Source organism: Aquimarina besae (genome assembly GCF_042434905.1).
Classification (GTDB): domain Bacteria; phylum Bacteroidota; class Bacteroidia; order Flavobacteriales; family Flavobacteriaceae; genus Aquimarina.
Window position 1 is genome coordinate 4,551,776 of record NZ_CP170199.1, and the last position, 24,748, is coordinate 4,576,523.

General features: G+C 34.2%; 22 protein-coding genes and 3 tRNA genes. 14 read left to right on the forward strand and 11 right to left on the reverse strand.

The window, feature by feature from the left end:
* The first annotated feature begins 33 nt into the window (after nucleotides 1-33).
* Nucleotides 34-651, forward strand: coding sequence for a porin family protein (locus ACE94K_RS20075; protein WP_378176736.1), 618 nt, complete (start codon nucleotides 34-36; stop codon nucleotides 649-651).
* A 52-nt stretch (nucleotides 652-703) separates the two neighbouring features.
* Here the strand turns inward: ACE94K_RS20075 and ACE94K_RS20080 are convergent, their stop codons facing one another.
* Nucleotides 704-1,882, reverse strand: a complete 1,179-nt coding sequence (locus tag ACE94K_RS20080) for an FKBP-type peptidyl-prolyl cis-trans isomerase (RefSeq protein WP_378176739.1) — start codon at nucleotides 1,880-1,882, stop codon at nucleotides 704-706.
* Between the two features lie 91 nt (nucleotides 1,883-1,973).
* Between ACE94K_RS20080 and ACE94K_RS20085 the strand changes: the two genes are divergently transcribed.
* From ACE94K_RS20085 to ACE94K_RS20095, 3 genes are read left to right on the forward strand one after another with little or no spacing between them, the layout of a single operon-like run.
* A complete protein-coding gene (locus ACE94K_RS20085) occupies nucleotides 1,974-2,363 on the forward strand; it encodes an RNA-binding S4 domain-containing protein (protein WP_378176741.1) in 390 nt (129 codons plus the stop codon).
* Nucleotides 2,360-2,941, forward strand: a complete 582-nt coding sequence (locus ACE94K_RS20090; RefSeq protein ID WP_378176743.1) for a methyltransferase domain-containing protein — start codon at nucleotides 2,360-2,362, stop codon at nucleotides 2,939-2,941. The genes ACE94K_RS20085 and ACE94K_RS20090 overlap by 4 nt, the downstream gene beginning before the upstream one ends.
* Nucleotides 2,942-2,960: 19 nt before the next feature.
* Nucleotides 2,961-3,461, forward strand: coding sequence for a phosphoribosyltransferase family protein (locus tag ACE94K_RS20095; protein WP_378176745.1), 501 nt, complete (start codon nucleotides 2,961-2,963; stop codon nucleotides 3,459-3,461).
* Here the strand turns inward: ACE94K_RS20095 and ACE94K_RS20100 are convergent.
* Entirely contained in the window at nucleotides 3,453-3,974 is a 522-nt protein-coding gene (locus ACE94K_RS20100) for a shikimate kinase (protein ID WP_378176747.1), read from the reverse strand. The genes ACE94K_RS20095 and ACE94K_RS20100 overlap by 9 nt on opposite strands.
* A gap of 131 nt (nucleotides 3,975-4,105) precedes the next feature.
* On the opposite strand from ACE94K_RS20100, the gene ACE94K_RS20105 reads away from it, so the two are divergent.
* From ACE94K_RS20105 to ACE94K_RS20150, 10 genes are all read left to right on the forward strand, one after another.
* A tRNA-Lys gene (locus tag ACE94K_RS20105) sits at nucleotides 4,106-4,178 on the forward strand.
* A gap of 195 nt (nucleotides 4,179-4,373) precedes the next feature.
* Nucleotides 4,374-4,446: transfer RNA gene (locus ACE94K_RS20110), tRNA-Lys, on the forward strand.
* Nucleotides 4,447-4,514: 68 nt separating this feature from the next.
* Nucleotides 4,515-4,598 (forward strand) — tRNA-Leu (locus ACE94K_RS20115).
* 16 nt (nucleotides 4,599-4,614) lie between these two features.
* Nucleotides 4,615-4,857, forward strand: a complete 243-nt coding sequence (locus ACE94K_RS20120) for a GIY-YIG nuclease family protein (protein ID WP_378176748.1) — start codon at nucleotides 4,615-4,617, stop codon at nucleotides 4,855-4,857.
* 331 nt (nucleotides 4,858-5,188) lie between these two features.
* Nucleotides 5,189-5,572: a BlaI/MecI/CopY family transcriptional regulator gene (locus tag ACE94K_RS20125; protein WP_378176750.1), complete on the forward strand. Its 384-nt coding sequence runs from the start codon at nucleotides 5,189-5,191 to the stop codon at nucleotides 5,570-5,572.
* Nucleotides 5,565-6,905, forward strand: a complete 1,341-nt coding sequence (locus ACE94K_RS20130; protein ID WP_378176752.1) for a M23/M56 family metallopeptidase — start codon at nucleotides 5,565-5,567, stop codon at nucleotides 6,903-6,905. The genes ACE94K_RS20125 and ACE94K_RS20130 overlap by 8 nt, the downstream gene beginning before the upstream one ends.
* Nucleotides 6,906-7,221: 316 nt before the next feature.
* Nucleotides 7,222-8,118, forward strand: a complete 897-nt coding sequence (locus ACE94K_RS20135; protein WP_378176754.1) for a MerR family transcriptional regulator — start codon at nucleotides 7,222-7,224, stop codon at nucleotides 8,116-8,118.
* Between the two features lie 25 nt (nucleotides 8,119-8,143).
* Nucleotides 8,144-9,637 (forward strand): phytoene desaturase family protein, encoded by a 1,494-nt coding sequence (locus tag ACE94K_RS20140; RefSeq protein ID WP_378176756.1) that lies wholly within the window; start codon nucleotides 8,144-8,146, stop codon nucleotides 9,635-9,637.
* 91 nt (nucleotides 9,638-9,728) lie between these two features.
* Nucleotides 9,729-10,568, forward strand: coding sequence for a phytoene/squalene synthase family protein (locus ACE94K_RS20145; RefSeq protein ID WP_378176758.1), 840 nt, complete (start codon nucleotides 9,729-9,731; stop codon nucleotides 10,566-10,568).
* 27 nt (nucleotides 10,569-10,595) lie between these two features.
* Nucleotides 10,596-11,045: a beta-carotene hydroxylase gene (locus ACE94K_RS20150; RefSeq protein WP_378176760.1), complete on the forward strand. Its 450-nt coding sequence runs from the start codon at nucleotides 10,596-10,598 to the stop codon at nucleotides 11,043-11,045.
* Between the two features lie 2 nt (nucleotides 11,046-11,047).
* Here ACE94K_RS20150 and ACE94K_RS20155 read toward each other — a convergent pair whose 3' ends face one another.
* The 9 genes from ACE94K_RS20155 to ACE94K_RS20195 form a co-directional block, all read right to left on the reverse strand.
* Nucleotides 11,048-11,608, reverse strand: a complete 561-nt coding sequence (locus ACE94K_RS20155; RefSeq protein WP_378176762.1) for a TlpA family protein disulfide reductase — start codon at nucleotides 11,606-11,608, stop codon at nucleotides 11,048-11,050.
* 205 nt (nucleotides 11,609-11,813) lie between these two features.
* Nucleotides 11,814-15,521, reverse strand: coding sequence for a G8 domain-containing protein (locus tag ACE94K_RS20160; RefSeq protein WP_378176764.1), 3,708 nt, complete (start codon nucleotides 15,519-15,521; stop codon nucleotides 11,814-11,816).
* Nucleotides 15,522-15,543: 22 nt separating this feature from the next.
* Nucleotides 15,544-18,327, reverse strand: coding sequence for a G8 domain-containing protein (locus tag ACE94K_RS20165; protein WP_378176766.1), 2,784 nt, complete (start codon nucleotides 18,325-18,327; stop codon nucleotides 15,544-15,546).
* A gap of 525 nt (nucleotides 18,328-18,852) precedes the next feature.
* A complete protein-coding gene (locus ACE94K_RS20170; protein ID WP_378176768.1) occupies nucleotides 18,853-19,605 on the reverse strand; it encodes a hypothetical protein in 753 nt (250 codons plus the stop codon).
* A 74-nt stretch (nucleotides 19,606-19,679) separates the two neighbouring features.
* A complete protein-coding gene (locus tag ACE94K_RS20175) occupies nucleotides 19,680-20,348 on the reverse strand; it encodes a Crp/Fnr family transcriptional regulator (RefSeq protein WP_378176770.1) in 669 nt (222 codons plus the stop codon).
* Between the two features lie 336 nt (nucleotides 20,349-20,684).
* A complete protein-coding gene (locus tag ACE94K_RS20180; protein ID WP_378176772.1) occupies nucleotides 20,685-22,130 on the reverse strand; it encodes a nicotinate phosphoribosyltransferase in 1,446 nt (481 codons plus the stop codon).
* A gap of 105 nt (nucleotides 22,131-22,235) precedes the next feature.
* The gene (locus tag ACE94K_RS20185) at nucleotides 22,236-23,276 is read right to left on the reverse strand and encodes a hypothetical protein (protein ID WP_378176774.1); all 1,041 of its coding nucleotides are present in this window, start codon (nucleotides 23,274-23,276) and stop codon (nucleotides 22,236-22,238) included.
* A 185-nt stretch (nucleotides 23,277-23,461) separates the two neighbouring features.
* On the reverse strand, nucleotides 23,462-24,196 hold the full coding sequence (locus ACE94K_RS20190) for a metallophosphoesterase family protein (protein ID WP_378176776.1): 735 nt from the start codon (nucleotides 24,194-24,196) through the stop codon (nucleotides 23,462-23,464).
* On the reverse strand, nucleotides 24,193-24,744 hold the full coding sequence (locus ACE94K_RS20195; protein WP_378176778.1) for a prolyl hydroxylase family protein: 552 nt from the start codon (nucleotides 24,742-24,744) through the stop codon (nucleotides 24,193-24,195). The genes ACE94K_RS20190 and ACE94K_RS20195 overlap by 4 nt, the downstream gene beginning before the upstream one ends.
* Nucleotides 24,745-24,748: the final 4 nt, after the last annotated feature.

The following is a 24,748-nucleotide window of genomic DNA, read 5'->3' on the forward strand; positions in this document are numbered from 1 at the left end:
AATTATTTATTCATCTTTTAAAACTCAATTAAAATGAAAAATGTATTAGTGTTTTTAATCCTTTTGGGATCTTATGGAATTACGGCTCAGGAAAAAGGAATTAATTTTGGTGTTAAAGCTGGTCTTAATTACGGTGATAACGGTAAAATAGAATTCAGTGATGTTACAAATGCCGGAGGTAATTTATTATCAGAAAATGCTGATGATCGTGTCGGATATCATATTGGAATTTTCCTAAGAGGAGATATTACAGATAATTTTTATCTAAAACCAGAGCTTCAATACACGCAGAATAGTAGTTCGTATTCATTTAACAACAGAAAGCTGGATTATGATATAAAAAAGCTGGATCTGCCAATTTTAGCCGGAGTATATCTATTAGGTCCCTTACACGTCTTTGGTGGTCCTTCTTTACAATACATAGTTGATAATGACTTGGACGATGTAAGATTAAGTGAGGTTAAAAATGAATTTACCGTAGGTGTTCAATTTGGCGTTGGATTACAAATAAGACGACTTAATATCGACCTAAGATACGAAAGAGGTATCAGTGAAAATCAAGCTCAGGCGATAGATGAAAACACTGGTCAAACAATCAGAGTGGATTCCAGGCCAAATCAGTTTATCCTAAGTTTAGCTTTAGACTTATAAAATTCTCAGAAGAAGATCAATAAAAAACTCCGGGAATTCCCGGAGTTTTTTTTTAATCATTTTTTGGATCACTATCATCTGGATCTAAATGGTTAGGAGTTCCATCTCCATCATCATCATAGAATATGATTTCACCAAGGTCAGGCTCGATAATCCCATTTCCGTTTTCATCACCTACGGGAGTTACCTCATCTTCTGTAAGTGTTCTATCTCCATCATCGTCAGGATCTAAATAATTAGGAAAACCATTAGCATCCGTATCGTCATCTGCATCAAAAACTAATCGATCACCGTCCAAATCTTCTAAATGCGAGGGAATACCATCATTATCGTGATCAGATTCTACGCTATTGTACAATTGCACATTAAAAATAAGTGGTGCATATTGAGGAATTCCACTTACGGGTTCTGCAAAATATCCTAATCCTGATGGGATGAACACTGTAAAGTTTCCAAAATCCATATTGTAGTTCACGGTTCCGTCCATATTCTCTACAAAACCGGAAGCTCCTTTAAAATCTACTATAGATTCTCTGAAACCTTCTATAATGGTTACTAAATCAAACCATACAGGAGTAACAGCACTATCAAAAACCCTTCTGTTAGGATTATTGTTATCCACTGGATCTTTTTCATCTATAATACCATCTTCATCTGAGTCTGGTGAATCCGGATTATTATCTAAATCTGCGTCATCAGCTACTCCATCACCATCGCTATCCGTTTTAGTTACAGAGTCATCTATCAAATCCGGTTCTCCATCTCCATTTGCATCTACATCAGCATCATTAGGGATACCATCTCCATCATCATCTTCGTAATCATAAAACAACTCTCCGCGATAGGTTACAAAAGTAGAATCTGCAAAAGTTGGCTGGCGCTCGCCGTCGGCACCTATATTATGCTTAAGGAGATATAGTGTATACTCTACATCAGCACTAGTAACTGTTTTTGTATCCAAAAGTCCGGAATCCCATATCGAAGTTTGATCACTATTATCTCCTGCAATGGTATCAAATTGCACGGTCTGGTAATCAGGATTTGCAGGATTGTCTACAAGTGTAAAAAAGTGAGTTTTTAAATACTCCTGAATAATAGGATCTTCATTAACTTGTTGCTCTGCCTCATCTCTAGGTGGTACAGCGATGATACCATCGTCATCATCATTATTACAAGCATATAATGCTGCCAAAACCACTCCAATGGCAAAAATATATCTTCTTACATTCATCTGATTGCTTTTTTGAAGGCGCAAGATACAATTTTCTTGTACTTTTGCTTCACTATTATGATAGATAAAACGCATTTTTTAATCATTTTTTATGCGAGTTGATAAATATTTATGGTGTATCAGATACTATAAGACACGTAGCATTGCAACCAAAGCTTGTAAAGAAGGTAAAGTTAGAGTAAACGGTGATCTTATTAAACCATCCCGAGAAATATACCCTACTGATAAAATTACCGTTCGTAAAAATCAGGTTAACTATGAACTTATCGTTTTGGATACACCCAAAAGTCGACTTGGCGCTAAGTTAGTCGACATATATCGTAAAGACGTTACTCCTAAAGAAGCGTTGCAGAAATTAGATCTTTTAAAGTACTCGAAAGATTATTATAGAAAAAAAGGTGCAGGAAGACCTACAAAAAAAGACAGAAGAGATATTGATGATTGGTTTGACGAACCATCTGATAATGATAGTGAAGAATGAATTTAGATAAACATTTTTGGAGTAACAAATACAAATCACAACAAACAGGCTGGGATATCGGCTATGCCTCTCCTTCAATTGTCTCATATTTTGATCAATTAAATAATAAAAACATTAAAATATTAATCCCAGGATGTGGTAATGCTTACGAAGCCATATCTTTATTTGAAAACGGGTTTCAGAATATTTATATATTAGATTTTGTGGAGGACACCTTAGAAAGGTTTAAAGTAAAATATCCTCATTTCCCTGAAAATCAAATAATAAATAAAGATTTTTTTTATTTTGATGGACAGTTTGACTTGATTGTAGAACAAACTTTTTTTTGTGCACTATCGCCCGATCTGAGGACAAATTATGCTTTTAAAATGAAATCTTTATTAAAACCAACCGGAAAACTAATCGGTCTTTTTTTTAGTGATACATTCGAAAAAACAGGTCCTCCATTTGGTGGTACTAAAGAAGAGTATGTCTCCTTATTTTCACCTTTGTTCAAAATTAAAACTTTAGAAAAGTGTTATAATTCTATCCCGCCACGCAGTGGTAACGAACTCTTTTTTATCTTTGAAGCAAATTGAAGACCAATAACACAAGCATATGCAGCCCAAATACAATATCATTCTCACTCACGAACAAATTCAGCATAAAATAAAGCGGATCGCATATCAGATTTATGAAAGCAATGTAGATGAAAAAGAAATAGTTATCGCTGGTATTGCAGAAAACGGTTATATTTTTGCTCAAAGACTGAAAACAATATTAGAAGAAATTTCAGGTATTTCTGTAACACTTTGTGAAGTAACCATGGATAAGTCTTCTCCTCATAACACTGTAAAAACTTCCATATCCTCATCCGATTACCGAGACAAATCTCTTGTACTTGCAGATGATGTGCTTAATTCTGGAACGGCTTTGGTATATGGTGTAAAACACTTTTTGGATGTTCCTCTTACACGATTTAAAACCGCAGTTCTGGTAAATCGTAATCATAAAAAATACCCAATTAAAGCTGATTTTAAGGGTATTTCATTATCGACATCCTTACATGAACATGTCAATGTTACTTTTGGGAAACAAGATCTTGCTACATTAGAGTAAAACACTTCGTATTTCTGCTACTATTTCCTTAACTGTTTTATCATCAGTAGAAATTATATATTCAGCCTGATTGTAATAAAACGAGCGCTCAAAAAGATGCTTCCGAATAAAATCCTTTAGATCTGTTTCTGAGTTCAAGTGTGCTATCAGCGGGCGTTTATTTTTTTCAACAAATAATCTATGAACTAATTCTTGTAAAGATGTTTTTAAGTATATACTTTTTGCATCCTTTCTTTCCTTAATTAATTCAAGGTTACCAGCAAAACAAGGTGTCCCACCACCCAACGAAATTATCGTATTACGTTTACTATCTAATAACTCTTTTAGATACTCATTTTCTTTTTTTCTGAAATAAATTTCGCCCTTTTCTTCAAAAATTTGATTGATGGTTTTTTTTTCTTGCGCTTCAATGTAATCGTCTAAATCCAGACATTCGAGATTCAATTCTGAGGCTAAATCCCTGCCAATAGATGACTTACCACATCCCATATATCCTAATAAAATAATATTCATTAAGTAAAATTAAGGTTATTTATGCCTGAAAAAAAGGGCATTTTAAATAAAACGTAAATTTATATTAAATTCTTCTTGAAAAATAAATTAATGATAGTATATTTGCACCCGCATTCACGAAAAGAATGTATGACCGGGTAGCTCAGTTGGTAGAGCATCTCCCTTTTAAGGAGAGGGTCCTGGGTTCGAGCCCCAGCCCGGTCACAATTAAAGTGAATAATGGTTAGGTTTACATGATTATTTATTTTAAAGTTCTAAGTGATATTGGCGAGAAATTTATCCTGAACATAGTCGAAGGAAGTCCCAGCCCGGTCACTGAAAAAAGTGAATAATGATTAGTTTTTAATGATTATTTGTTTTAAAAGTTCTTAAAAAAATTTTGGTAATTAACACATCAATGACCGGGTAGCTCAGTTGGTAGAGCATCTCCCTTTTAAGGAGAGGGTCCTGGGTTCGAGCCCCAGCCCGGTCACTAGAAAGTATCACAATCCTTTTGTGATACTTTTTTAGTTTTACGCTATATTGTAAAACAATTGCACCGCCCAGGTGCTGGAATTGGTAGACAGGCATGGTTGAGGGCCATGTGTCCATTAGGGCGTGCGGGTTCGACTCCCGCTCTGGGCACTTTTCTTTTCTAGATATGATATTCGTTTATGTTATTAAAAGCCAAATAAAGAACTGGATTTATGTTGGTATGACTAATAACTTAGAAAGAAGAATCGCTCAACATAACAAAGGACAAAATAAAAGCACCAATCCTTATAAACCTTTTATTTTACTTTTTTTCGAGACTTTTCCCGATACAAAAGAAGCAAGAGCCAGAGAAAAATATCTGAAATCAACATCTGGAAAACGCTGGATAAGAAAAAACTATAGTAATTAGAAAGTGCGGGCCTGTCTAACTGGCGTTAGCCAGGTAGATTCGACTCCCGCTCTGGGCACTTTGAGATACTTCCATTTAAATCCCAAAAGCAATACCTCTCCCTTTCATTTTTTATTTAAACCTGTAGTAAAAAAACGCACTATAAACAAAACATACTATCATCTAACCAATTTATTACTATATTTTTAGTAATATTATTAATATTATAGTTGTATTACTATAAATATAGTTATATTAGCATCATGAAATTAGCCATATTAATTAAGCTGACACGCTATAATATGATATAAGACAATTTCATCCGATCTCTAAAAGCAATTAATATTAATCCATGAAAGACCTAACTAAAGCAGAAGAGCAGGTAATGAGATATTTATGGAAGCTCGAAAAAGCATTCTTAAAAGACATTGTAGACCAGTTTCAAGAACCGCGACCAGCTTACACCACAATATCTACCGTAATCAGAACTTTGGTTACCAAAAAGTTTATAAGTTTTACGACATATGGTAGAATAAAAGAGTATTACCCTCTTGTTTCCAAAGAAATTTATTTTAAAAGTCATTTTAAAGGGGTTATAAAAAATTTCTTTAGTGGCTCCATCAGTAAGTTTGCTATGTTTTTTACAAATAATGAAGATCTTAATGTAAAAGAATTAGAAGAAATGAAGCAGTTTATAGAAGAAAAAATTGAACAACTAAAGAAAGAAAATGATTGATTTATTGACTTATATACTGCAAGTAAGTATCTGCCTAGCGATATTGTATATGTCCTATTACTTACTGTTTCGAAAACTGACTTTTCACAAGATCAATAGAATTTTGTTGCTATTCTTACTACCTCTTTCCTTAGCTTTTCCGTTTCTGAATAAAATTGAAGTAACATTTCCGGTAATTCCCCAAACTATTATAACCGCCAACTTTAATGAGGATCTTCTCACCGATGAACCAACAACAGAAATTATACCGCAGCTTAAACGACATACGCAAAAGGCATTGAATACTATGTATGTATTATTTTTTGTATATATCTTAGGTGTATCGATATGTATACTACGATTATTCTTGTCTTTTATAAAACTTTATGTTATTAAGAGAAAGTCTAAAACTTTCTTTAAAGATGGATATTATTATATAATTTCTGATATCCCTAATGTATTTTCTTGTTTTCGTTGGATCTTTATCCCAAAAGACAAGATTAATCATATTGACCCTGCTATACTTGAGCATGAAAAGGTTCATGTAAAATTTAAACATACTATCGATCTATTGCTAACAGAACTATATAGTATCTTTTTTTGGTTCAATCCTTTCATATATTTCTTTAAAAAATCCTTGAAATCCATTCATGAATTTCAGGCAGATGAATTCGTATTAAATTCTAAAATTAAAAAGTCGCACTATTTAGAGCTTCTCATAAAAAGCCTTGGAGCAAAAACAGACGAAAAATTATTCAGTTATTTCAATCATTCATTAATCAAAAAACGAATAGACATGATTACAAAAACCAATTCTCATCAAAAAAAATTATTTAAATACCTTTTGATAACACCTATAATAATAGTGCTTATTACTGCTTTTGTAACACCAGAAATTGATACAACAAATATAGAAAACAGCATCATTCAGGAAGAAATTAATGTAGAACTTCCTCCTTCTATATTTCCAATTCAGGATGGTTCAAAAGACGACATTACAGCAGTTTTTGGCAAAACTGTAAAGCATAAATTACTTAAAAAAGATAAAACACACGGCGGGATAGATATAAGAGCAAAAATAGGTACTCCGGTTATTGCTACAGCAGACGGTATCATAATGATAGCAAAAAAAGAAGGAAACTGGGGAAACCTAATTGTCATTTCTCACGCTGACGGGTATGAAAGTTGGTATGCACATCTGGATAGTTTCCAAGTTACAGAGAACCAACAAGTCAAAATTGGACAAGTCATTGGCAAAAGTGGAAATACAGGGCTATCTACCGGACCTCATCTTCATTACGAAGTAAGACTTAACGGCAAAAAAGTAAATCCCTTAAATTATATACATAAATAATCAGAAAACGGGCAAGAATATTTATTCCTGTCCGTTTTTTTAAAGAACTTCAAAGCAGCTAATATCTTAACAAATATTTCAGATAATATATGTGCAGAATAACTTAAATTCTTTACTAACACCCATAGAATTATATCTTTTGACTTTATAAATTGTATATTTATGACCGTAAGACTTGCTGAGTCAGTTTCTGTTTTAAAAAAGATTTAGAAAGTAATTCATTCTCTTTTTAACAATTACCCTTGATATTTTAACAAGTAGTACAAGCAGAATACGTACTTTTTTTTTAAATTTGTTTAACTATTATTCAAAAAAAGTGAACAATATTAAACAAAATTTTAGTATCAAAGACCTTGAAAATCTATGCGGAGTAAAAGCGCATACGATTAGAATATGGGAGAAAAGATACAACCTGTTATCCCCAGACAGAACAGAAACTAATATAAGAACTTATAGTCTTAAAAGTCTTCAAAAGTTATTGAATGTCACTTATCTTGTTAATAGTGGCTATAAAATTTCAAGAGTTTCTAAACTTAATAATGAGGAAATTGATGAATATGTAAGACGAATAGTTTCTGATAATAGCACTAAAAATCAGGCAATTAATTCTCTCAAAATTTCTATGCTTAATTATGATTTACAGTTATTTTTGGGCACCTATGAACAGTTATCGGAGAAGAGAACATTTAGACAGATTTTTACTGATATTTTTATTCCTTTACTTACCGAGATTGGACTATTGTGGCAAACCAATACGATTAGTCCGTCTCACGAACATTTCATCACTAATTTAATCAAGCAAAAGCTACTCATTAATATTGAGAAGCTTCAATATTCTAAACCAACTAAAACTGATAAAGCCTTTATTTTATATTTACCGGAAAACGAAATACACGAATTAGGGTTACTATATATTAATTATGAAATTTTACTTAAAGGATATAAGACCATATATCTTGGTCCCAGTATTCCGCTAGACAGTTTACCAAACATGTTAACGTTTCATGAAAATACAATTTTTGTTTCCTACTTTACTGTTCGACCAGAAAAGGACAAAATAGGTGAATATGTTCAAAAATTTAACGAGGTGATTTGTTCAAAGAGAGAAAGCGAATTTTGGATGCTCGGTAAACAAACTATGCACATCTCGGATAACAGTGCTCCTAATCATCGCTATTTTTCCTCCATCACCGATTTTATAAAAGAGCTATAAAGTCTTTATAACCTAACAAATAATTATGTCAATAAAAGTAGTAATAATCGGTTCTGGTTTCTCATCACTTTCTGCCTCTTGTTATCTTGCCAAATCTGGATACGATGTTACTATCTATGAAAAAAACGACACGGTTGGTGGCAGAGCAAGACAACTGAAAAAAGATGGTTTTACATTTGATATTGGTCCATCTTGGTATTGGATGCCAGACGTTTTTGAAAAATTTTTTAACGATTTTGATACAGTACCTTCAGATTTCTATACTTTAGAAAAATTAAACCCGGCCTATAAAGTATTTTTTGAAAATAAGGAAAGTATTACGATAGAAGATACTCTTGAGAAAATTTATAAAGTTTTTGAAGAAGAAGAAAAAGGAAGCTCTGAAAAGTTAAAAAAATTCATTAAAGCTGCAAAGAATAATTATGATATAGCAATAAAAGAACTGGTTTATAGACCCGGAATTTCACCGATGGAATTAGTTACCAAAGAAACCATCAAAAAAATCGGGCAATTTTTTAGTACAATTTCCAAAGAGGTACGAAAAGAATTCAAGAATAAAAAACTCATTCAGATTTTGGAATTCCCGGTTCTATTTCTTGGTGCAAAACCTAGTGATACACCTGCTTTTTACAGCTTCATGAACTATGCAGATTTTGGATTGGGAACGTGGCACCCCAAAGGCGGTATGTATCAAGTAATTCTTGGCATGAAGAAATTAGCAGAATCCTTGGGCGTTCAAATTGTTACCAATGCAGCGGTAGATAAGATTTTAGTTGAAGAAGGCTTAGCAAAGGGAGTCGTTGTAAACACCTCTGAAATCAAAGCTGACGTTGTGCTATGTGGAGCGGATTATCATCATGGGGAGACGTTATTAGAACCTCAATACCGGCAATATTCTGAGAAATATTGGGAACGCAAAACTTTTGCTCCTTCCTCGCTACTTTTTTATGTTGGTTTTGATAAAAAACTAAAAAACATCCATCATCATAATTTATTTTTTGATACGGATTTTGACGCACACGCAAAAGAGATTTATGATGACCCACAATGGCCAGAAGATCCCCTCTTCTACGCCAATTTCACTTCGGTTACTGATTCGGGTACTGCTCCAGAAGGCAAAGAAAATGGATTTTTTCTAATTCCGTTAGCACCTGGAATTGAAGATACACCTGAACTAAGAGCGACCTATTTTAAGAAAATTATAACCCGTTTTGAAGATTTAACCGAGCAAAGTGTTCAAAATAATATTATCTTTAAAGAGTCCTTTTGTGTAAAAGACTTTATAAAAGAGTATAATTCATATAAAGGAAATGCTTACGGAATGGCAAATACCCTTTTACAAACAGCATTTCTAAGACCTAAGTTGAAAAGTAAAAAAGTTCAACATTTATTTTTTACTGGTCAACTAACCGTTCCAGGACCGGGAGTACCCCCATCACTTATTTCCGGTAAACTGGTTGCAGGATTAATAGAATCGCAATATAATTTGTCAAGAAAACCAAAACTGCAGGTTGTGTAATGAGAAGGGGCTCACGCAATTTTTGTTTAACAGACCTAATGTCAATCTATGTAACATCTCATAGATTACATATTAATTAAATATCATACCGATGAAAGCTTTATTTGACTCAGTTTCTTATAGTTGTAGTAAACTCGTAACAAACTCCTACAGTACATCATTCTCATTAGCATCCAAAATGTTATCTGATTCTATACGTCAGGATATTTATAATATTTATGGATTTGTACGATTTGCCGACGAAATCGTAGATAGTTTTCACGATTATGATAAAGAAACATTATTTAATGATTTCGAAACTGAAATGTATAAGGCTATTGATCAAAAAATTAGTTTAAACCCTATTTTGAATGCATTTCAGAAAACTGTTCATCAATATAATATTGAGGCAGAATTGTATGAAGCCTTTATGAAGAGTATGCGTTTAGATTTGCACAAAACTAATTATTTAACTAAAACTGAATACGATGAGTACATTTATGGCTCTGCAGATGTTGTAGGTTTAATGTGTTTAAAAGTATTTGTGAAAGGTGATAACCAAAAATACAATGAGCTTAAAGAAAGTGCTATGCATTTGGGATCAGCTTTTCAAAAAGTTAATTTCTTGCGAGATCTTAAAGCTGATTTTGAAGACTTAAGTAGAACCTATTTTCCTAACACAGATTTAACAAAGTTAGATGAAAGCTCTAAATTAAGAATCATAGAAGAAATACAGCAAGATTTTGATAAAGGTTTTGAAGGAATTATGAAATTACCTGTAGAGGCTAAATTTGGAGTATATACAGCTTATATCTATTATAAAAAATTACTGAACAAATTAAAAGCTACTCCTTCTGTAGAAATAAAAAATACAAGGATTAGAGTACCGAATTACCAAAAATTCGGTTTATTGGCAAAATCATATTTTGACTATAGGTTACATTTAATTTAGTAGTACATTTGAAGAAACTTATCTGAGATGAACATTCTAATTTGGATATTTATATTTATTTCAACTTTTTGTTTTATGGAATTTATGGCGTGGTTTACCCATAAATATGTGATGCATGGTTTTCTTTGGTCACTTCATAAAGATCACCACCATAAAAATCATAACAGTTGGTGGGAACGGAATGATTTATTTTTTGTGTTTTATGCAGTGGTAAGTATGTCTTGTATTATGTTGCACGATCCCGTTTCTTTCTGGATGGGTAAACCCATTGGTTTTGGAATTCTAGCTTATGGTATCGCCTATTTTTTTGTCCACGACATATTCATTCATCAACGCTTTAAACTATTCCGAAATGCAAATCACTGGTACGCAAAAGGAGTTCGCAGGGCTCATAAAATACATCATAAACATTTAGGTAAAAAAAAGGGAGAGTGTTTTGGGATGTTATTTGTTCCGTTTAAATATTTTAAGAATTAAGATCACTCGCCTAACAATTGATCGATTGTATTCCTTACCTTATCGGTATTCCAATCTGCCGCTCCAACTTTATGAATTACTATATTTCCCTTTTTATCAACCAGATATGTACCTGGAATAGGTTTATGAACAAAAGGTTTAGGATGTTCGGATAATGACCTATAGATTGGATAATTGTAACTCTTATCACTCATAAATTTATTCAATTCCGGATCATCATCTTCTGTTAGGAAAACAAAAACTACTTTATCTTTATAATCATTATATAGTTTCTGTAGAGATGGCATTTCTGCAATACAAGGAGGACACCAGGTAGCCCAATAGTTTAATAAAACGACTTTACCTTCTGCTGTATTAAAATTAATGGATGCTGTATTTACTCCATGAAGCTTCCAATCATATGAAGCAACCTGAGCACGTTCTTCTACCTCCACAATACTAGGACTAAAAGAAAATATTCTGGTTAAAAAAATCTGCATCATTCCTCGAGTACTAGGAATAAAAAAGAGTAATAATACAATTACAAAAATTAAATTAGATATATTCTTTTTATTAAGTTTCATATGCTCTTGATTGTATATCCCACAAACTATCTGTCCGTGAATTTTATTTTCCTTACAAAAATATATAAAACTAGCGTAGTGTTTTACAATATACTCAAGCGATCTAATTTTACATTTTACTAGATTTCTGCAAAAAAATAAGGATAACCTTTTAGGCCATCCCTATTTATATCTATTTTTTATATCTAGTAGAATTTTAAATTAATTAATCAACCACAATTTTTTTAGTTTGACCAGATGCTTTTAATATATAAACTCCCTTAGCCACATTTGACAAATCCACAGCATTGCCTTCTCCATTAGAAATCAATTGCCCACTGATAGAATATATGTTATAAATCACGGATCTATTGAGATACACTATACCGTCTTTAGAAGGGTTAGGATATAATCTCAATTCTTTGTCATTTTCAATAAAATCTGGAATACCTAATACATTGTCCTCCACAATTATAGTCAGGAATACTTCAATTTCTTCTCCTTCCTGATCAATAGCCTTTGCAGAAACTTTATACGTTCCGGATTGAGAAGGAACGAAAGATCCTGTATATGGACGCGAATTATCTACCGAAAGAAATGTATTATCAATACCAAATTCTACTCTGTCCAGATTACCATTTGCATCTGAAGCGCTCGCATTGATATTAATTTCTTCACCTACAGTATATACTGCGTAGTTCTGAGGTGATGTAATAGAAATGTTTGGTGGCACATTTGTTGGTTCAATTATATCTCCTGCTGATAAAGTAACATTATGTAATAGGATATCATATATTCTTATTTCTCTTGTTACTGTACTATTAAGATTAGCGGTTATTGAAGATTCATGAACTCTAAAAATAAGTCCGGTAATATTTTCTCTCCAATCATTGTTTTCACCATCAATCGATAGATCCACATTTATTTGACCATTTGTTGGATTAAACATACCTATGAAATGTGATTCTCCCTCTCCTCGTGAAAAGATTTGCACTGATGGCCCTTCATACTTTATACTTAATGATTTATACAAATCCCAGATTTGTTTATCAAAATCAATATTTAAATCTATATAATCGTCTTGCCCATCACCGTTGGTTTCAAAATCATAGGTCACATAATCATCAATCGTATTGTTCAATGGATATACACCATTAGTAGAAAAGTTAAGTTCTGGTAACTCTAAGTTATTTGCAGATTTACTTAAAGACAAACGGTTATCCAGATATTCAAAATCAGCCAAAGTACAATAGGTGTAAGCTGCGGGAGCATTTTCAGGTTTATCGGCCCTAATCGATTTTCCATTATAATCGTCATAGTACAATGATGTATTTTGACCATCAACAGGGTCTGTTGCAACATTTTTTATTCTTAGCTCATTATTAATAAATAAATATGATGATGTTGTTGCTGCTTGGAGAGCCGCCATTGAATTGACACGATTTCCACTAATTGTATAATCCGAGGGAACATTCACTATGGTCAAATAAGAAGTTGAACCCTGACTTACCCAACTTAGTTTACTACTATAAAATTGTGTATTCACCTCTGGTTGTACCCTATACTTATATCTATCATCATTTATAATTGCCGGAATCTGAATGGTTCGCCCGGTACGAGGAATTTCAAAAATTGATTTACCATCGGATCGATGTAAATAAAACAACTCAGAAGCTCCATCATTAATTGGATTATCACGAATGGAGATCGCCTGGTACCCAAAATCCGTATTTTCGGTTACATATACTCCCCAATCGTCAAAAAGCGTGGCTCCGGGAACAATATTAAAATCAGTATCGTACACTTTGTTACTATAGACACCACCGGATTTTTCAAGAATTCGTGGTGTAATTCGACCGCCTTCAATTCCTGAAATAGATCCGTCTAAGTCAATAATACCAGAGCTATAGGTATACGATCGACCGGCATCTGTTAAATTCCCTGGTCTATTAAAATCTAATCTTTTCGACTCCGGCACTGTCGAATCAAACATGATATTTTTCATGGTGAAATTCGGATACTTCGCAGAAGCTCTGCGTGTTCCAATCGAAGAAGTATTCTCTGGTTCAAAACCTGCTAAATATACATCCTCAAAATCACAGGAACCATTATATAACTGTGCGCCTAGATAAACATTTGGAGCTCCGGCCATGTTCGCATAATCAAAACCTTTAATATTTCCAATAAGTGTAGTATTTTTAATTGCACCGGTAAAAGAAATAAAAGCATTTTCTTCACAACCTCCGATGGTACTGTTTTCTAAAATTTTAGACCCTCCGGAAGTGAGTTTTGTCCAAAAACCTTTATTACAATGGTAGGCTGTCAATCCAGAAACCATAATATTTTGTCTCACACCGTTTCTTCTTGGATTCCAGGTAGCAACTGTAATTTGCAAAGAGCTGTTAATGGTTCTATCCATCGCCACTCCATCTGTGCAAGTATGAACACTGTTTTTTTCAAACAGTTTAAGTACTCTACTTGTTGGCTTGTAATTAATAAAAGAATTTTCGCGATAGACATCTCGCATAGGGATCAACCAGATACCTACCTGCTCTGAGCCACCTACTGCATTTCCGGTAATTGTATTATTAGGATTAGTAATCCAAAAAACCGAAACAACGTTATCAAAAGGCTCAACCCGCTCGTCGACTTTAGGAAGCTTGGCGTAAACCCCAAAATTATCTTTGATGACATTGTTCTCTTCATCTCCATCTTCTAAGAAAAAACCGTGACCTATGAAATCATACGCTACATTGTTTTCTACGAGTACTTCCTTGGTACCGTGAATAGTCACCGCACGATTAAATGATTTATGAATACTGCTGTTTTTGATGTATTGCCCAGTCGCTACGTTTAACAAATGCCAATGGAACGGATATCGACCAAGCTTACCTTTTTGTCCCATTCTTACCAATTCTACACCAGATACAAACATTTGAGAATTTGGCATACACATCAAGTGTCCCCCAAATCCATTCTGGGTATCAACATCGTCTCTTGCCTCGATTACAATATTTCTGGTAAGTAAGCCTACTTCTGCTCTTACATCAATATTTCTTCCATTATCATATTGTACAATCTCTCCTCTGTGATCAAATAATAAATCGCTATCTAGCACTATGGTTCTTCCATTATTCACAATGTCAACAATAGTTCTTTTTTCTGTTTCCTTCACGTCAAATCCAGAGGGTGCGATCACAATTTCATCACCTACAGACCAGGTAGAAGCATTATCAACCACATCAATTCTATTTGCTCCTCTATTCGCATTGCTAGACAGTTTTGTCCAGCTCAATACTTCTTTTCCTTGTATCTGAAGCGTTCCTCCATCCATGATTCCGACAAATTTACTTCCCATACCAGTACCATTGGTATCGGTACCCGGATCACTACCTATAAGTGTAATTCTGGCATTTCCTAAATACGGAGTATTGGGAGTTCCTATTATAAATTCTGCCGTTTCGCCCATCACCATCACTCTCTCTGTAATTAAACTGAAATCTACATTATTTCTGCTTTTCAGCACACCATTTACAGTCACCATCTTTGCTAAACAATCTCCAACAATATTGACTGTTGATCCGGCTTTGATAATTACATCATCTTGAGCAGAAGGAACATTGCCTCCTTCCCAGGTACTAGGTGAACTCCAGTCTCCATTACTTACATTCGTAATTGTTGCCAGGCTATTGGTTGGCAAACAATCATAATTTGAGGATACTCTTTCAAATCGGTTTTCATTGGTGCTTTTTACATCCGAAAAAACACTGGTGAAAAAATTCTTAATACTATTTAGATATGAATCTGATTTTTTATCCTTCTCAAACGCATACCCTTTTTCTTCTTCAAACGAATTTGCATTCATTGAAGTTATGATACAAAGAATAAGCGTGATCAATATTAGGTGCCTTCTTTGTTTTATCTTCTCATTCATTTTTTAAAATATTTAAACCATTTTATCTTTTGATCATCATTTTCTTAGTGACTTTATCACCGTTATCCATCAGTACTTCGATCAGGTATAATCCTTCTGAGAATCCCGAAACATCGATTTCAGACTTATTAATATCGGTTTGATTGATCATTTGCACTACTTTTTGACCATTCAGATTATAGAAAAGAACTCTTCTGATTTGATTCGTATCTGCTTCATCAACGTCAAGATAAATTGTCGTAGTTGCAGGATTAGGAAAAATACTCATCGCTGTAACCTTCTCTACATCAGTACGTCTGTTTCTATAGGAAGTAACGGTTCTGGTATCGGACCATTTTGGGGAAACCGCATTATCACAACCTCTTAGCACCTGATATTGATAAGATTGCTCGCCATCAAGACCACTAATCTGAGCATATGAATTGGTAGTTTTCACACTTTTATATATCCAATGCAATGAATTTGCAGCCTTGTAACGAACGGCAACCTGCTCTTGTTTATCATCACTACTAAAATTGATTCTTAGCGTATTGTCATTTCGCCAGTTTTCTGAGGTGACTTGAACCAGATCACAGGTTCTTCTTTGCAAATGCAAGCGCACCAATTCTCGGGCTACATTTTGAACATCACTTGGATCCTTTATCTTACTTGCCCTTCTTTGAAAAATTCCTGCCAAACCATATCCTTCTAACTCCAGATTATTAAAAACCAAACCATTAGAATGTTCGCCCTGCAAACCAAAATCCATTACATTATAGTCATCTCCGTATCTTCTTCGTTGTGCATTATATACTTCCATATTATTAAACTGCGTATTAGAAGTATAAGAAGCACTGATCGCCATAAAATTGTTCCATATAATTTGATTAGAAACAAACTGTCTAGTACGAGAAACATTATTAGAATTAAAATATCTCAAATATGGTCCTTGCTCATAAAATTTGTTCGCTACAGCATTGTTGAATCTAATGTTTAAACCAATGTGGCTTGCATAAGAAATATTATTATCACATTCTAACATTGGGAAATCAACTAAAACATACATGCGCTCTGGTTCATTTTCATAACCGCGAACGATCTCTCTGGGTCTGATAGAGCTTCCGAAACCTGGGTATACTTTTCTGGCAATGGATTCCCTCATTCCTACAAACGTACTGTATGTCCATTGATTTTGGATTAAAGCATCCTGAACGCCACCAGTGGTAAACCAAATCATCCCACTACCATTACAGCTTACTGCTATATTATTTGTAGCTCTTACCGCTGGTCCCTGAAACCAAAAACCATCACCGCCAAAACCAAAATCATTAATCACGGGTAGTCTGGAATTCATTTTAAAACCTAACCTTCGCTCTCTTAATTCTCCATTTCCATGACCTTGTATAGCTATGTTATTATCAAAGGTTCCTAATTCGTCACCAATCTCTGTTACAAAACCTGCTCCGGTAAAATTGAAGGCTACATTATTGTTAAAGTCTACGTGACTAGAATGGTTTACAAACCCCCAGCCTGGAGTATCCTCTACCACAGAATGAGTAACAGTAGCTAACGCGGTGTTTACGTCATCCTCATTTACACCATTTTTATGAAAATGAATAGCATATCGTCCTCTATTATTTTTTACTGAAGAGGGATTTGATTTCCTTCTTGCTTGTCCGCGACTGGCGCCAGAGGTATTTCTTCCTGCTACTTCAAAATCATCTAACGGAATTCTTTTATCGGTCCTACCTAACTGATAGAAACGGGCTCCCCGTATAGTTACATTGCTTCCTTTCATAAACATCGTATGTCCTCTGCGAGATGAATCACCAGACTCTGATCTGAATATTACATTTCTCGATACGTTCGCCACATGAAATGGAAGTGATGCTTTAGGACGTACGTGATCAAATCTTAATGAAGGTTCAAACGTTATGGTATTTCCTTCGATTGCGGTAATGCTAACTTTCTCATCCGCAAATGCTTCAGCTATTTGCGCTCGGGTTGGTTTTTGACTTTCTCTTAATTCATTTCCTGCTAAATTGAGACGTAACCTACCAGGATTAAAGGTTGTGGCGGGTATCACTATTTCATCGCCTACTTGCCATTGTGTACCAGCCGCATTGTAGACCTGAATAGAGCTGTCTCCTGCTCTGGCATCTCCTGCATCTACAAAAGGCATTTTGGCCTGACCAAAGATTTGACAGGTTCCTTCTACAATAAGGCCTCTGTTCGACAAGGTTGGATTGGTTAACGGGCCGTTATCTAAAAATACAATTTCTGCAGTTCTGTTGAATTTAATAGGTGCAGCACTGGTTCCTATTCGTAATGCTCCACCTGTTTGAACCTTAAGAGTTTCTACTAGCAACCTCGTATTACGTCTTCTGTTCATATTCAATGTACCAGATACCTCGATATATTGAAGTCTTGCGGATTCTCTCGTTACTACATTAACATTTATTCCGGCCGGGATAATGACCATATCACCATTACCAGGTAACTGGCCTCCCCAGGTTGCCGGATTATTCCAGTTGCCAGAGGTGGTAGCCCTCACCTGATTTATAGCCATAGGTGGAGGAGCACAATCAAAATTAGAAGAAATTATACTGATTTTGTCATTGCTTTTTGCGGTCTCAAAATCAATAATATCCTTAACATAAATAGTTATTCGACTCCAAAAACCGATATCCTCTCTATGTAATTTTGTGGTATTTCCTGTAGTACTTGGATTATTTGTACTGTACGTTTGAATGGGTAAACAGAAAACGATAAATAACAGAGCATAAGCTAGGGTGACTCTTCTTAGAGAGAATAATGAAGTTTTCATGTGTTGAGTTTGTTTTTAAAGTATTAGTCTTGTTTGATAACTACGGCAAATTGCAAATGCTTTTTGTCTGATATTTTATATCAATACAACAGCAAGATTGCTCATTGACTACAAAGAGCATTTACAATTCACTCAAAATTGCTTTGAATACGATAAAGACAAACAAAGTTTTATCAAAGCGCTTAAAACACTTTCTGGGTTGACAAAACTTTAAAAAGGGGGAAAGTATTGTTATATACAAAAATACAAAAAATTATAATTTACCTAAGATAAAATGGTTCAATTGAAGGTGTAAAATAGTCCAAGAATCAAAGTGAGATACGCTCAACTACATATTTTGAATGCCCGTTAATGCGATATTTCAAAATAAAGTTTCGCTAAATTAATAAAGCGCAGCCATAGGCTGCGCTTTAAAACTAACAAAAAAACAACAATGAACTATTGTGTTACGCTTCCTGTGAGAAGGGAAGCAACGTTAAGTTCACATTATCGTTATGGATTTTCTTTTTCATATTAAGCAAATCACTACTGACTGTTTCTTGTAACTGTTATTGAATTTGAGAGGCTAAAGCAACCACTTAGATCATTAGCATTCATATCTACTTCTAATCCTTGTACTCCATTTTCGTAACGTAAATACCAGATCAAACATACTCCCGCTCCGGCTTCGTCGAAATTTACTCCTTCTACAGCTTCCAATGTTGGTGGTAGTCCAAGAATAGTACCCTGGTCGTCTGTAATCACCCAAGTACTATTGGGACCTGCTGCATTAGAACTATCTAACATAAGTCCACTAACCATATCCGGTGTTCCATCTACGGTAAACGTATATGGTCCTCCTGATAAAACTCCAGCACTGGTATTACAGTTTCTGGTTACAGTAATTGAATTAGAGAGCGCAAAATCACCAGTTACATTATTGGCATTCATGCCCATTGCTAATCCTGATACTGTTCCGTTATACCTAGCATACCAAATCAAACAAACTCCCGGACCTGGTTCGTCAAAATTGACACCTTCTACCGCTTCAAGTGTAGGAGGTAACCCCAGAATATTCCCTTGATCATCGGTTATAATCCAAGTACTATTCGCCCCAAAAGAAGTAGAAGAATCCAACGTGATTCCGGAGACCATATCTGCTTCTCCGTCTACATCGAAACTAAATGGGCCACCGGCAATCATACCAGCATTTGCGACACGTATAGTATCGTCATCGTCGCTACAAGAAACTGCGATTAAACCTATCGCTAACATTCCTATCATTAATTTTTTAAACATTGCTTTTTGTTTTATGATTATTATTACTGTAAAAGTAAATTCATAAAACCTTTCAAAATGTTAGGTAGCTAACACTAAGCAACATTTTTTAAACGAATTTCTTTTCTGTTGAAATCAATCTGCTTCGATTCCTTTAATTCATTCATGATAATATTAAGCGTGGGTCTTGATGTGCCGATCAAATTGGCAATATCCCGTTGGGTATACGGATGCTGAATGACGGTATCTCCTGTACTAGGACAGCAGTACCCAAAATCTTCTTTGAGTTCATCAAAGAATTCTAACAATCTGGTTTTGGTGTCTTTAAATAAAAGTAATTGTAATCTCCTTTCCAGTCGTTTAAAACGCATACCGATAAATTTATACACTTTAAGACTAAAAGTTTGATTATCGCGCATCAGGTCATGCATTGTTTGCACTCCAATTGGACAAATAGAAGTAGAGTTATCAACAGACTGCGCAAACTCTGATCTTCTGTCTTCTCCGAGAATTGCTTTTTCTCCAAAAAGTTCTCCTCGAGTCAAGATTGCTTTTACTACTTCGGTACCATCCTCAGAATAATACCCTATTTTTACTTTTCCTTTTTCAATAAGATAAACTTTGTTTGCAGAGTCTTCTTCGAAATAGATGTAATCGCTTTTTTTATAGGCGTCGAAGTCGTGATCTTTTTTATACCTTTTAAATTTATGAGGACATAATACCTTGAAGAGATTGGCATCCTCAAAAAACCAGATTGCACTCATGATGTTTGTGTTTTTATTAAGTTAGTTAAATACCAAATAAGTGGTACCAATACTCATGTCGAAATCAGCAAGTAATCCTTACAAAGGAATTGGTAAAGTTTTTCAATGGTTAATTGAAAGTTATTTGGTTATAGTATTATAACAGTTCACAGGCGAGTAACCCTATATATTACAGTAAAAATCTCTGGAGCAAGCTCTCGGAGCATTCAAAGGATTTCTTGTTTTCAAACTGTTTACCTTTTACTGGCGAGGCAAGCCTCGTGCTATTAACCCTCCTAGAATAAAAAAACTCTCAAAAGTTAACTTTTGAGAGTTTTAAATCATAGGCGTTTTTAGTTATGCTAAAATTCGTTTTCTAATAACGGATAGACTTTCATCAATTGTTAACTGACCATCCTTAAAAACTGTTTGAAACAATCCTTGATTTTCTTCTTCTGCTGTACATTGATCCTTTAATACAATCTTTCCATTTAATTGTTGTAATTGCATCAAGCCTTTAGCTGATTTTTTGGTTCCGTCATCGGTAACGGGATCTTTAAAAATCTCTCTTCCTTCGCCATTAACTTCGACATAGGTTGCTTTCATAGCAAATCCAAAGGTATCTCTGGTATTGTATTGATATGTAAAACTGCCGATTCCTAAAACCACATTGGTAGATGCAAAACCCTTTTGCTTAAGGCGTTCACAAATCTGAGTAGCTCTGTCAATGGTAATACTATCTCCATAAATTGCACCAATTTTCGGATTTAACACTTTATATCCTTGTTCGTTAACAGTCCCTCCAAACTCATCCCAGAGTAGTTCGATAACTCCTTTTGCAATGACAGGATTATTATGTTCGCATCCACATATAATATCCACCGGATCACCAGAATCAGGCCTAATCACCAGTTTACCTTCTCTTTTTAAAATTTCATCTTTTAATTTTGGAAGATATTCTGTCAACACTTTCCAAAGATCCCAAGTATCAGATACCACGGATAAAATTCCGGCTGGATAGGTTTCTAACAATCTTCTAAAAGTACCAATCTCATCATCTTTGCTACCGGCACACATTACACTATGTTCTGTAGCGTTTACACTACCAATTACCAGTTCTTTTGTAACATCGGCATTATAATACATTTCGTATGCTTTGGCTACCGGTAATGTGTCACTACCCGAAAATGAGAGTGCGTGCCCCATACCACTTAGAATTGAAGATTCTGTTCCAGACATTCCTCTCATAGAGAAATCGTGACCTTGCCAAGTAATAAATTCCAGATTTTCTTTATCTGTTTCTTTGGCGTATTTGGTGAGTATTTTTTGATATTGTTTCGCAATAGTCGCAGATGTACACGGTTGCCAAATAATACTTGATAGTAAGGTTTCCAAATAATTTGTCAACCAAAAAAATTCAGGTTTTGTGTTAACCAGAGTAAACATAGGTACTCTTATTGGAACCTCTGTACCTTCTGGCAACGCTTTTATCTCGATTGGTAAATATCCCAAATCATGTAATTCTGAAATATGTTCGATATCGTAATCAACACCTAAATAATGATCCACATATTTTTTATATTCTAAAACAACTTCTTCTTTAGGAAGATCAAAAAAGTTTTCATTGAATCTTTTGATCAAATATTCTTTGATAAAATATTGTAATCCAAAAAATACAACATTGTCAATTCCTTCTATCCTACTCTTTCGTGGAGTCCAGTTAGAATACACTAAGGTTGTACCATCAGGATATTGCTCTTTATGACCTAGTTTGTAACCGTCTGTTAATAGTAGTGGATTCATATACAATTTTATTTTGCGTTAATTATACGCAAATATAGTTTTTATTTTTAAACTGAAAAAATTTTTGAACAGTTTTGTCCAAAACAAGCTTTTTATGGTTTCTAATTACTGTAAACTATTGAGATATTTCTTAAAGATCTCCTGAAACTCTAATAACGTTGTTTTTTCACGAACAACTTCTTTCCCTTCTTTATATTGAACGTAGTAGGAACCTATCTCTTTTTCGAAGAATCGAATCCCTTTGATTATATTACCCTCGTTTCCTGTCACGAGATATCCCCTGAAAATTTCCGGTTCTTTTGCACGATGCTTTTCTGATTTTTTAGCCTGAGAAATTATTGCTTCAACAAAGTTTTGGAAAAATATTGAAATCTCTTCTGTATCAAATATTTCCGGTTGTTCTAAAAACATGCTGGTAATATCTACAAGATCCAGATTTGATGAGTTTTCTTGGAAACCACCGGTGCCATACCCATACGTTTTGTCTTTATGATCATAAATAAACAGTACAGTATTTGAAAGTGTTTTCCCTAATTCTCCTTTGATATAATGTTTGGTTCCTATTTCTTTGTCGTTTATGGTGTAAGAAGCAATCCAATGACCTTTCTGTTTCGATATACTTACTTCAAACTTTTCGCCTGCCATAGCCAGAGTTGGTGATCCCATTACAATTCTATCCGACTTAAGAATGATTGAATTTCTTTCATAATAGTGCATTGCAAATACATCTATATGTAATTCTTTAATTTTTTTATTCTCAATCTTTTTAGAAACCAAACCAGAAGTAATCTCTTCATACTCATACCCATCGATGATTTCTCCATTTTCATAGATCGATTTAATCCTTAATTTGGGCTTATACTTATTTCTGGTATATTCTTCATATGCCGCTCTATTGCTCATCTCGGGCTTTGGTTCTTGCATTAAATCCATTTCTGTACTTTCTGCATCTGTAAACATTTGCATTATATCCAGAGAATACTGAAACTTAGGTACTCCGTTTTCATAATAATCCACTCTCGGAAATTCTTTATCCCCTTTTGAAAAATAACCTTTGTAAGGTTTTCCATCTTTATAAAAACCCTTATATACTTTTTTAGGTTTTTCTACGATCATAAAGGAATCATCTTCTATACTATATTCCATTTGTTGCGCTTTTAGATGTTTTGATACCAATAAGCAACACATTAACAAAAAAATATACTTTTGGTGCTGTAGAACTTTCGGTACTCTTGGAAACTTAAACGAAATCATTTTTAAAACTTTAGGAAGTAAAAATCGTTACAATTTCTTGTAAAAACCACCCTGTTTTCAGTTAAAATAAGGATATCTTAATTTCGGCCTCTCTCGTTAGGGTACAAAAAAGGTAATGCATCGCTTTGCCAAAATTCTTTGGTATTGATATCTAAAATAGTAAGTTTTCCTTTGAAAGCAGCGCCTGTATCGATGTTCCAAAGATTGTGAGCTTTAATCGGCGTATCTCTTTTATAATTGGTAGTGGGTGTGTGGCCAATATAAATTTCTTTATAATGATTAAACCGTTTTGGAGAAGTTAGTGAATCTTCCAAAGTTTCATTAGCTACTTTATCGGCAAGCAAGGCTGCTTCCCATAATGTTCGATCCCAATAGTAGTTAGATTCGTATTCTTCCTTGCCCACTCCATGCATAGAAGTAAATCCGGCGTGAACAAAAAGTCTATTTCCTGAATCTATATAGTAATTCTGCAACTGTTTAAAAAACTCTTTGTGATCTTCTTGTGCAAGCAAGCCAGATTGGATGTAGCTATTCATTGTTTCTTTCCCTCCGTGTGCAAGCCAAACCGGATTTGTAGCTCCTTTATCCAGCCATAAACCACACCAAAGATCGTGGTTCCCTCTTATGAAAATACAAGGATTTGATTTTGAAAGTTCGATAAGCTTCTGAATCGTTTCTGCCGACTCACTCCATCCATCCACATAATCTCCTAAGAAAATTAACTTATCTTCTGTGGTTACTCTGGCTCTTTCCAGAACCTGCAATAATGCTTTATATCCGCCGTGAATATCTCCAATTACTAGTGTTCTCATTCTGTCAATGTATACATTACATCAGTTCTTAATACATATTTTACTCCTGATACAATAGGTTTTCCTTCATGACGTAATGGATGATGAAATAATAAAGCATCTCCAAGTTTTGGAATTACAGTAATTCCATTCTCAAAATAGGTATCTCCTCCTTCAAAATCATCGTTTAAATATATAAGAAATGAGAAAAAGCTACATTCTTTCTCATTTCGTTCATAACTGCCATCTCGATGCATTTTAAATCGCTGCCCTTTTTCATATTTGTAAATACGAAACATTTCATTAAGATCATTCACTTTATAGCTACCAAAACTCAATTGCACATAAGGCTCTATTTTCTTCCATATTTTATCCGCCAGCAATTTATCCTTAAACATGATTCGTTGATTATTACGAATACCTTTAATTCTAACTTGCCTACCATCAATACTCACTTTTGCTTCTTCAAAGGAAACTTGTTCACCTTTTTCTATGAAATGATCACACATTTCCTTCGAAAGAAAGTTCTCGACTAAAAATATTTCTGGGTGTAATTCAATTTTATTCATGTTT